Here is a 9,372-nt window from a genome sequence, read left to right on the forward strand (position 1 = left end):
ACGTTCCTGAGCCTGAGAAAAGCCCAGGCGCTACCGATTGCCTATGCGGTGAATTTATCCATCCCCCAAACGCACCTGCTAGCCCGCTTGGCAAGGCTGAACCCCGGCTACGTTGCCGCCCCCGAAAACCTAGATAGCTTCTTTGATAACGATGAAGACTTGAGCTTTGATTTTGATGATTAAGGGTAAAGCGATGATTAAGGGAAAAACGACGATGAAGGTGACGTTACTTGCCATGGCGACGCTGTTGACTGGCTGTAGTGGTGTGCCATTCGTGCCGTTTATTTGAGAGAGAACGAGACCTTGAGCAGCTCCGTTACCCCGCTGATCACTTCTCGCCATGATGATAGGCGGAGGTCAGCGTCTGTTGTTCAGATTCAGTGAGAGGGGCAACGAAGCGTTTTTCCATGGTTCTGTCCGTGTCAGAAATCCTGGCATGGGTGTTACACGAAAACTTTAGATTGGGCACTTAGCATCAAAACGGTGAGTTCAATGTATCGTGCGATGGTCTATCAATATGTTGTTAGTCTAAATAAGCATGCTAAAGGCTGCATCCCTACAAGTCCCAACTCGAGCTGTGGATGGAGAAGACCGGACGCCAGTTCGATGACAAAGAACCCAGCCGGGGCGAGATCCTGACCAGCCCGCTGCACTGGGGCCAAGTCCTCGAGCCGTTGGTCGCCGATCACTACGCCCAGCACACCGGCTACCGGGTGCAGCGCGTCAACGCCATCCTGCAGCACACCGAGCATCCCTGGATGCTGGCCAACCTGGATCGGGAAATCGTCGGCAACGACGAGGTGCAAATTCTTGAATGTAAAACCGCAGGGCTATTTGGGGCGAAGCTCTGGAAAGACGGTGTGCCCGAGTACGTGCAACTGCAGGTGATGCACCAGCTGGCGGTGACCGGACAGCAGGCCGCCGATGTGGCCGTGCTGTTGGGCGGTCATGAGCTACAGATCCACCGCATCGAACGCGACGAGGCGATGATCGCGCAGTTGATTGCCCTGGAGCGGCAATTCTGGGACTACGTGGAAAACGACACCGCACCGCCTGCCGATGGCACGGAATCCGCCGACCGCGCCTTGCGAGCGCTGTTCCCCCAGGATGACGGGGAGAGCATTGACCTCAGTCACGACGTGATGCTCAGCCAGGCGTTTGTCGACCTGCAGCGGGTTCGTCAGACCCTGGACGACGCCAAGAAGGAGGAAGCCAAGCTCAAGCATCGCCTGCAGCAGGCCATGGGCACCGCGACCCTGGCGACGTTCCCCTCGGGGAGCCTGAGCTGGAAACAGACTGCCCCCGTCAAACGCTTGGACACCAAAGCTCTACAAAAAGACCACCCCGGCCTGTGTGCCGACTACCTCAAGACCTACCCCGGCTCACGGCGCTTTGTGGTGCGCAAGTAACTCGGCCACTCAACGCTTAGCCTCAACCGATTAAACGCCTCAGCGCGGCTCTCCGGCCGTTCTGGGGCGTTTTGCGTTGTGGGGGCGCTCAATTCCATACCACCCGACAACTCATCACTGATGTGCTGATGTAGTAAGGAGATTTCCATGCTCAAAGGCTTAGCCATTACCCCGCCCATACTGGGGCGCATCACCATTGGTAAGCTGGTCGACAACAACGGTAAACGCTTACCGCAGAAAGATGACCAGTTCACCATTACCTCCCAACTGCAAACCAAAGAGGGCTGGATACGCCACCCACTCGATGAACAGCTGCGCAGCGAGCAGGAAGGCAAGCTGCGCCAGATTCCCATTCGCCTACTGTTCAACGATCCCGACCTTAACTTGCGCGCCGAGTACGCGCTGTTCGACCGCCAGACCGCTCGGCCGTTGTGTGTGGGGGATGGGGGGCAGTGCAAACGGCGTACCCGCGAGGGCATGGAGACGTTGCCGTGCCCGGCACCCGACGCCTGCCCCTTGGCCCAGGGCGGTGCCTGCAAGCCCTACGGGCGGCTGAACGTGCTGATCGGGGATGACGACCCGCTGGGCAGCTTCATTTTTCGCACCACGGGCTTCAACTCGATTCGCACCCTGGCGGCACGCTTGGCGTATTTCAAAGCCATCTCGGGTAACCGGCTGGCGTGCATGCCGTTGGAGCTTCGGCTACGCGGCAAGTCCACCCGCCAGAGTCGCGGCACCCCGATTTTCTACGTCGACATTACCCTGCGCGAGGGCTGGACGCTGGAAGAAACGCTAGCAGAAGCCCAGCGTCTGGATGAATGGCATCAACAAACCGGCTTTGACCAAAAAGCCCTCGACCGTGCCGCCAAGGCAGGGTTTGCCAACGGGGCGTTTGAAGACAGTGCCGACGAATCCGCCGACGTGGTAGAAGAGTTCTACCCCGACGCACCGGAGCACCCACCGAGCCAGCAGGACGCCCATGCCCCGGTGACGCTCGCCGACAAGCTGCAGGCCAAAAGCCAGCAGCAGGGCAAGGCTGACCCCGAGGCAACCACCGAAGATGAAGCATCCTCATCATCTTCCGATAGTAAGCCAACCACGCAACGCCAGGCCAAACGCGCCTAAGCCCCTTTTCCAGCGTTACCCCCTTTCTCAACCGACACACCACCGCTGCCTTAACGATGCCCGCTGCCCAGAAGGCGCGGGCCGTTATGCCGTGGTTGACCGATAAGGAGATTCACCCATGCGCATTCTCACTCACGACCAACTCCACCGCACCGCCCCCGCCATCTTCGCTCGCGAGCCCGATGAAGCCGTCTCCAAGCGCTACGGCTTCGTGCCCACCATCAACGTGGTCGATGCTCTTCAGGCTGAGGGCTGGTATCCCGTGCGTGCTCAACAAACCAACGTCCGCCAGGCCGAACGCCAGAGCGTGGCGCGGCACATGATCCGTTTTCGCCAAGACCCTGATCGTCAATTAACGGTCGGTGACAGCATTACCGAACTGGTACTCACCAATAGCCACGACCGCAGTGCGGCCTTTCAGCTCGACCTGGGTTTGTTCCGATTGATTTGTCTCAACGGAATGGTCACGACGGTTGGGGACGTGGGCGGTATTCGCGTGCGTCATGGCAAGCAGATCGTTGATGAGTTATTGGAAGGCTCGATTCAACTCAGCCACCAAGTGCCCCGCATTGCGGAAGGGGTGGAGGCGTTTCAATCCACCTTAATCAGCCGAGGCGAAGCTCAACTGTTTGCCGAGTCTGCTCTGTCGCTGCGCTATGGCGACGACTGGCAGCAAGCAAGCCCCATCCAACCCACCGATGTGCTCGAAGCCCGACGCAGCGAAGACGCCAACGGCTCGCTGTGGAGTGTCTTCAACCGCACCCAGGAAAACCTCTTCAAAGGCGGCTTACGTGGCCGTTCTCCCTCCGGTCGGGCAACTCGCACCCGACCGATTAACAGCGTCGCTGAGGACGTGCGCCTGAACCGGGCGCTTTGGAAGCTCACCGAACGCTTCGCTGAGCTGAAAGGCGTTGATTTGGCAGCATAAATCGATGGCCATTTTTCTACGGATTTTTCTACAAGGAGAGACCATGAACGCACCGCTGAACCCTGCCACGCTGGCCGATGCCCAACTGATCGCCGGGGAGACCCCCGGCACCTACCGCGTCAATGGCGACGTCACCGACGCCCAGCTATTACACCTGGCCAAGATGATTGCCCATAAGCGCTTGCGTAAAGGCAACAAACTCGGCAGCCCTGATGAAGTTCATCGCTGCCTGCAAACCCTACTGCTCGACTACCCCTATGAAGTATTTGGTACGTTGCTATTAGACACCCAGCACCGGCTAATCGCCTTTGATGAGCTGTTTCGGGGCACGATTGATTCCGCGAGTGTCTACCCGCGTGAAGTGATCAAGCACGCCATTGAACACAACGCAGCGGCGGTGATACTTGTCCACAATCACCCCAGCGGTGATCCCGAACCCAGCGACGCCGATCGACGCATTACCCAGCGGCTTCAACAAGCGCTGGGCTTGGTGGATATTCGGGTGCTGGATCATGTCGTGGTGGGTCACGAGGGCTATACCTCGTTTGCCGAGCGGGGGTGGCTGTAGGGTTGCCACCACCACCCTTCCCCTTCGATACCGTCCTCCCTGCCTCACGCCTGCCCTGACCGGCAGCGTGGGGCGGGGCTGGCTTCGTATCTTTTTTTCTTTACTCGGCAGGTAGATAGGGTGAAAGGAAGCGTAAGGAGATAGCGCTTGACAAGCGGCGCTGTGGTAACATAAGGCCATTGCGACAGGAGTTTCCATGAGCGAGCTACTCGACCCCACCAACGATTACGTTTTCAAGCGGCTGTTTGCCGAAGCGCCGGATCTGCTGGTGGACCTGATCAACGATTTGCGCCCCGATCTGCCCGACATCACCTCGGTGGAGATCTTGAATCCCAACATCGAGCCGACGGAGCTGACGGGCAAGTACATCATCCTCGATGTGCTGGCTCGTGATGGTCATGGCCACTGCTACAATGTCGAGGTACAGGTACGCCGCTACGGCGCATGGCACAAGCGAGGGCTGTTCTACTTGGCTCGCACGCTGGGCAGCCAACTGAGCGCCGGGGAGGACTATCAGGAGCTGCGTGCCTCGGTGGGCTTGCACCTGCTGGACTTCGACCTGTTTACGGAAAAAGCCACCGAGCGCGAGCAAGCGGTATGGCGCTTCGAGATGCGCGATGAACGCCAGCCCGACGTGACGCTGGGGAACATCCTGCAGATGAACCTGATCGAACTGAACAAGGCGGATCGCCTGGGCTTGCCGGAAGGCCCGTTGCGCGCCTGGATCACCTTCTTCAAGCACTGGCAGGAGGAACTCACCATGGCCAATGTTGCCCATGAACCGGTCAAGAAGGCGATGAGCCGTATCCGCGAGCTCAGCGCTGACGAAGAGACCCGCCGCCTGGCCTTTGTGCGGGAGCGAGCGCTGCGGGATGAGGTATCGTTGCTGAATGATGCACGTCGCGAAGGCCGTGAGGAAGTTGCCAGGAATCTGATTGAAATGGGACTTTTGACGGATACACAGATCTCGAGTGTCTCGGGGCTCACTGAGACTGAGGTGAAAGCGCTCCGAAATGAGATAAAGCACTGATGACAAGGTGCCGTATCCGCGAACTCAGCGCCGATGAAGAAACGCGCCGCCTGGCGTTCGTGCGGGAGCGGGCGTTGCGGGATGAGGTGTCGCTGCTGAATGACGCGAAGCGTGAAGGACGGCATGAAGGAGTAGAAGGAATGCTTCGCAAGCAAATTGCCCTGAAATTTGGAGAGCTACCTGAATGGGTAGACGAGCGCATTGCCTCCGCGTCGGATGCACGGCTCGACGACTGGGTAGCGCAGATCCTGACAGCGGATAGTCTGGAGGCCCTGCTGGGTAAGCACTGATCCCATCGTCACCTATAACCCCGCCTGACGCACAAAAAGGGCAGCCCTGGTGGCTGCCCTTGCTGTATCTGCCTGATTTTTTTCTTTCCTCCGGCTTCTCTCGGTTCATGCTAACCCGCGCCGCTGGCATCTCCCTGTGACTCCCCTGGGGGCGGACTGCGGGTGATCGCCGTTCGGGGCGGTCGCGTGGGTCGCCCCGCCAACGTGTTGCCCGCTGACAGCGACGCCGGGGTCGGCACGCTGTTCATCGCCGTGCTGGCCGCTTCCAGCAGGGTTTCCTGGCTCAGGTGCGCATAGCGCTGCGTGGTGCGGATCTGGGTATGGCCCAGGATCTTCTGTACCTCATAGATCGACCGTCCGCCATTGACCAGGAAGCTGGCGAAGCTATGGCGCAGATCGTGGATGCGCAGGTCAGCCAACCCCGCCCGTTTCCTCACGCTATCCCAGGCGTAGTGAATGCTCGTATACGGCTGTTTCGTCTGCGGATTAGCGAACGAGTACGGGCAGTCCTCGATGCGCGGCAGATTCTCGATCAACTGGATCGCAGCGTCCGACAGGGGCACGTAGCGGGTCTTGCCGCTCTTGTTGAACTCGATCGTCCACAGCCTCGACTCCGTATCGAAGTCCTTCCATTGGGCGTTGAGCATCTCGCTCAATCGGGCGCCGGTCAGCAGCAGCATCGTCACGATGGCCTTCAGCTGCGGCGATTTGGTGGATTCCAGCGCCTCGAACAGCTGTCTGGCCTCGTCTTCGGTGAGATAGCGCTCCCGCTTGTTGTTTTCCTTGTAGCGCCTCACGTTCTTGAGCGGATTCGCGGTCAGTCCTGTCTCCCAGCGGATCGCCAGGTGGAACACCGTGTTGAGCATGTCGTATACGCGGTTGGTGCTCGCCGGTTTGTGGGTCAGGCGGTGATCGCTGAGCAGTTTGATCGCATGGCGGTTCGTGATCTCGTCCAGGTGCAGATGACCCCAGTGCGGTAGCACATGGGCGCGTAACAGGATCTGATCGGTCTCCCAGGAGCGCTTATGGCTGCGGATGTAGGGCATATAGCTCTCGTTCACGAACGCCGATAGCGTCGGTATGGCTTTCATAGCCGCTTTGCGGTCAAACGGGTCGTTGCCTTGGGCGATGCCGCTCAGGTAGCGCCGGGCGAGCTCTCTGGCCTCCGCCAGCGTCAGAACCGTGGCCGAAGCCAGCTTTTTCTCCCGCATCCGCCCGTGATCCGTGGCGTAGCGCAGGTACCAGGTCTTTTGACCGGAATAGAGCACCTTTAGCAGCAGCCCTGTGAGTTTCAGATCGAAATAGTCGATCTTTTTCTTGCCCTTCGGGCACAGGTTGCTACGATCCACGAAGCTCTGGGTCAGGTTCTGCGATGGCATGGCGGTTCCTCTCCATTTGGCTGAATATCGGTTAATAAATACCGATATGCTATTAATGATGCTAAAACGCTATCATTGATAGCTAATGCGTACTTTATAGCTTCAGAGTCGTGAGGAGTAAACCCTAATGGAAGAAAAAAACCGTTTTGCGCTCGCCATGCGCATGGGCCGCGCTGCCCTCGGCATGTCTCAGCAAGAATTCGCAGAAGCGTTGGGTGTGGCCAAATCCACGGTCGCCCGGAACGAAACCCTGGAGATGGCCATGCGAGCGGACACGTTGACCGCCATGATGCGGCTTTTCCGCGAGCGTGGGATCGACGTCGACCTATTGGGGGCCACCGACACGCTCACCATCACGGTGACTGCAAAAGGCCTCGAAGCGTTGGAAAACCGTCGAATGGAGAAAGGGAAGGAGAAGTAGAAGGGCGATAGAAACACGGATCCGGCTGGAGGCCGCGCCAATGCTTGCTCTGAAGGTGATTCAAAATATACGAATCTGCTACCAGAAATAGAATTATCGAAGAAAGGTCGCAGGGAAGGGCTAGAGAGGTGGAAAAAACCTGGAAAATCAATGAGCCGGGGGGGTGTAGCAGTCGCAGGGCTCACTGAAGCACTGGAAACGCATCAAGCTGCTGTTGCTGCCAAGTCCGACTTCCTTGAAGAAGCGGTCGAGGTTAAAGCCGTTGCTGACGAAATCGTCGCTGCCGGTGATGAGCCGACCGAAGAAGAGATCGAAACCGCTGTTGGCGAAGCAGTAGACACTGCCCTGACTACTCTGAACGGTGCTAACTCTTCTAAGTACGTCAGCTACGATCTGACTGCAGCTTCTCCGGCGGCTCTGACTCAAATGATTGCCGATATCGAGGAAGATCTGGCCAAGGAACTTCAAGATGCGCGTGATGACATCGCTGAAATCTCCGGTCTGCAAACTGCCCTGAACGCTTTGGTTTCTGCTCACGGTCGCTATGTGACAGCCGTTGATGCAGAAGAAGAAGCTGATCTGGATGCACAGGGTGAGCTGGCCAAGTTAATCGCTCGCAATGCGCCTAATATTGATGGCTCAAGCTTTGAAGCGATTGCTGACTTCGGCGATCTGGCAGAAGGTGATTTGGTCGTAAACAATGGCAGCGCTGGCGAACTTATCGTTATGGGTGCGAATGGCAAGCTAGTTGCTGGTGCTGACGCGACTGGCGTTGATGGCCTTGCTGCCCTGTTGTCTGCTGCTCAAGAGTTTGTTGATGCCAGCATTCTGCTTGAAAGCCGTGAAGAGTCGCTAGTCGCAGCTGCTAATCGCGTCTACGATACCGAGGCAGAAGCCGAGTCCAACACCTTTGCGACTGCCGACGCTGTGATTGATGGCGATAACATTAACGCCACTGCGTTTGAACAAGGTGATGACCTGGCAACAGGCTTCCTGACTGCTAAGCAGAACGTTGATGCCTTTGCTTCCGTTCTGGAAGATTACCAAGCTGTCAAGCAGCTAGCCGACAACCTGGAAAGCCTGAACGACGATCTGAAAGCTGCGGTTGATGCTATCGAAGCGCTGGACTACGAGCTTGGCGAAGAAGTGGGCACCGAAGCTAACGATCTGTTCGTGTTCACTGGCGACGAGATGGCAATTGACCTGTTCGGCGAAGTTGGCAACGACCTGCTGTTCATCGGCAATGAGTTCAGCCGGGGTGCCGACCTGGAAGCAGGCGACGACTCTGCTCTGGAAATCTTCTTCACTCAAAATGGCGATGACACTGTCATCACCGTTGAAGAAGCGGCATTTGGTTCTAGCGCTTCTGCTGCGGAAGTTGTTGAAATCACCCTCAACGGTGTAAATGCTGAAGACCTGCAGTTCGAAAACGGCTACGTATCCGTTGTAGAAGTTGCCTAAGCTCCTTTGAGCTAGGTAGCAGGGGGAGGGCAACCTCCCCCTTGCTCCTTGCAAGTCATCGGCTGGTTCAGTACAGGCCGCCGGATGCAGTAAGCTCTAACCAGCCTACTTGCCCAGAAAAGTACGATCTAACCCCTGGCCTCGGCTGGGGGTTTTTTATTCGTGGCTAAGGCTGAGAAAATACCGCCCTACAACAGCGCTATTTCCTCAGTGTTGGTTCATCATTACTCGTTTTTCCAGGGAGTCTTTATGTCCTCACCCCTCGTACTAAGCCCCAAGGAGTGCCAGGGCAAGGCCTGGCATCCGCCTGTCGATGCAAGCTTTGCCGCCCAGCAAGCGCTACTGCCCCTGCACGCAGGCGAACTCGCCAAAGCCGCTGCCACCATGCCGTTAGCCTTGATGAAAGAGGGGCGCGAGTGGCGGTTAGTCGGTGTGTGCGGCATCGAAACCGGCCATAACCTCTTCATCAAAGACGGCCAGTGGCTAGGCAACTACAAGCCCACGTGGCTCTCCACCTGGCCGTTTGCGGTGGTGACGGTAGGCGAGAAGGGCATCGTCACGTTTGACCGCGACAGTGGCCTATTGGCCGAAGAGAGTGCCGGTGAGCCGTTCTTCGATGTGCAAGGTCAAATGACGGAGGCGGTATCTACCCGGGTTGAGGCGCTCAAGGCTGCGCATGGTAAGCACCAAGCGACACAAAAAGCGCTGGCGGCCCTCGCTAAGGCTAACGTCATCACCCCCTGGCCAGAGGCGTTAAAAAG

General features: G+C 57.7%; 11 protein-coding genes. 10 read left to right on the top strand and 1 reads right to left on the bottom strand.

The genetic code is table 11. From position 1 onward, the window contains the following. The 7 genes from BMY49_RS17490 to BMY49_RS17950 all read left to right on the top strand — a co-directional run. A partial coding sequence (locus tag BMY49_RS17490) for a hypothetical protein (protein WP_208596219.1) occupies positions 1 to 183 on the top strand: 183 nt, incomplete at its 5' end. A 365-nt stretch (positions 184 to 548) separates the two neighbouring features. After that, complete coding sequence (locus tag BMY49_RS16125) at positions 549 to 1,409, top strand: YqaJ viral recombinase family nuclease (protein ID WP_276325998.1); 861 nt, start codon at positions 549 to 551, stop codon at positions 1,407 to 1,409. A gap of 147 nt (positions 1,410 to 1,556) precedes the next feature. Then, a complete protein-coding gene (locus tag BMY49_RS16130) occupies positions 1,557 to 2,534 on the top strand; it encodes a recombination directionality factor (protein WP_089676045.1) in 978 nt (325 codons plus the stop codon). A 118-nt stretch (positions 2,535 to 2,652) separates the two neighbouring features. Continuing rightward, positions 2,653 to 3,462: a DUF932 domain-containing protein gene (locus BMY49_RS16135; protein WP_089676046.1), complete on the top strand. Its 810-nt coding sequence runs from the start codon at positions 2,653 to 2,655 to the stop codon at positions 3,460 to 3,462. Between the two features lie 43 nt (positions 3,463 to 3,505). Then, positions 3,506 to 4,030, top strand: a complete 525-nt coding sequence (radC, locus tag BMY49_RS16140; protein WP_457853254.1) for a RadC family protein — start codon at positions 3,506 to 3,508, stop codon at positions 4,028 to 4,030. A gap of 196 nt (positions 4,031 to 4,226) precedes the next feature. Then, on the top strand, positions 4,227 to 5,060 hold the full coding sequence (locus BMY49_RS16145) for an Rpn family recombination-promoting nuclease/putative transposase (RefSeq protein ID WP_054645359.1): 834 nt from the start codon (positions 4,227 to 4,229) through the stop codon (positions 5,058 to 5,060). Further along, positions 5,060 to 5,350, top strand: a complete 291-nt coding sequence (locus BMY49_RS17950; RefSeq protein ID WP_089676047.1) for a hypothetical protein — start codon at positions 5,060 to 5,062, stop codon at positions 5,348 to 5,350. The genes BMY49_RS16145 and BMY49_RS17950 overlap by 1 nt, the downstream gene beginning before the upstream one ends. Positions 5,351 to 5,460: 110 nt before the next feature. Here the strand turns inward: BMY49_RS17950 and BMY49_RS16155 are convergent, their stop codons facing one another. Further along, the gene (locus BMY49_RS16155) at positions 5,461 to 6,729 is read right to left on the bottom strand and encodes a tyrosine-type recombinase/integrase (protein ID WP_054645358.1); all 1,269 of its coding nucleotides are present in this window, start codon (positions 6,727 to 6,729) and stop codon (positions 5,461 to 5,463) included. A gap of 127 nt (positions 6,730 to 6,856) precedes the next feature. Between BMY49_RS16155 and BMY49_RS16160 the strand changes: the two genes are divergently transcribed. The 3 genes from BMY49_RS16160 to BMY49_RS16170 all read left to right on the top strand — a co-directional run. Beyond that, positions 6,857 to 7,150 carry a helix-turn-helix domain-containing protein gene (locus tag BMY49_RS16160; RefSeq protein ID WP_054645357.1) on the top strand — a complete coding sequence of 98 codons (294 nt, stop codon included), beginning with the start codon at positions 6,857 to 6,859 and terminating at the stop codon, positions 7,148 to 7,150. Between the two features lie 150 nt (positions 7,151 to 7,300). Further along, positions 7,301 to 8,611 (top strand): hypothetical protein, encoded by a 1,311-nt coding sequence (locus BMY49_RS16165; RefSeq protein ID WP_089676048.1) that lies wholly within the window; start codon positions 7,301 to 7,303, stop codon positions 8,609 to 8,611. 249 nt (positions 8,612 to 8,860) lie between these two features. Next, a partial coding sequence (locus tag BMY49_RS16170; RefSeq protein WP_143058151.1) for a SapC family protein occupies positions 8,861 to 9,372 on the top strand: 512 nt, incomplete at its 3' end.

Origin of the sequence: Vreelandella aquamarina, assembly GCF_900110265.1 — a bacterium.
Classification (GTDB): Bacteria; Pseudomonadota; Gammaproteobacteria; order Pseudomonadales; family Halomonadaceae; genus Vreelandella; species Vreelandella aquamarina.

Excerpts from the sequence above, each read along its gene's own strand:
- BMY49_RS16165 (WP_089676048.1), top strand. The coding sequence starts at position 7,301 with ATGAGCCGGGGGGGTGTAGCAGTCGCAGGGCTCACTGAAGCACTGGAA.
- BMY49_RS16130 (WP_089676045.1), top strand. The coding sequence starts at position 1,557 with ATGCTCAAAGGCTTAGCCATTACCCCGCCCATACTGGGGCGCATCACC.
- BMY49_RS16160 (WP_054645357.1), top strand. The coding sequence starts at position 6,857 with ATGGAAGAAAAAAACCGTTTTGCGCTCGCCATGCGCATGGGCCGCGCT.
- BMY49_RS16145 (WP_054645359.1), top strand. The coding sequence starts at position 4,227 with ATGAGCGAGCTACTCGACCCCACCAACGATTACGTTTTCAAGCGGCTG.
- BMY49_RS16135 (WP_089676046.1), top strand. The coding sequence starts at position 2,653 with ATGCGCATTCTCACTCACGACCAACTCCACCGCACCGCCCCCGCCATC.
- BMY49_RS16155 (WP_054645358.1), bottom strand. The coding sequence starts at position 6,729 with ATGCCATCGCAGAACCTGACCCAGAGCTTCGTGGATCGTAGCAACCTG.
- radC (WP_457853254.1), top strand. The coding sequence starts at position 3,506 with ATGAACGCACCGCTGAACCCTGCCACGCTGGCCGATGCCCAACTGATC.
- BMY49_RS17950 (WP_089676047.1), top strand. The coding sequence starts at position 5,060 with ATGACAAGGTGCCGTATCCGCGAACTCAGCGCCGATGAAGAAACGCGC.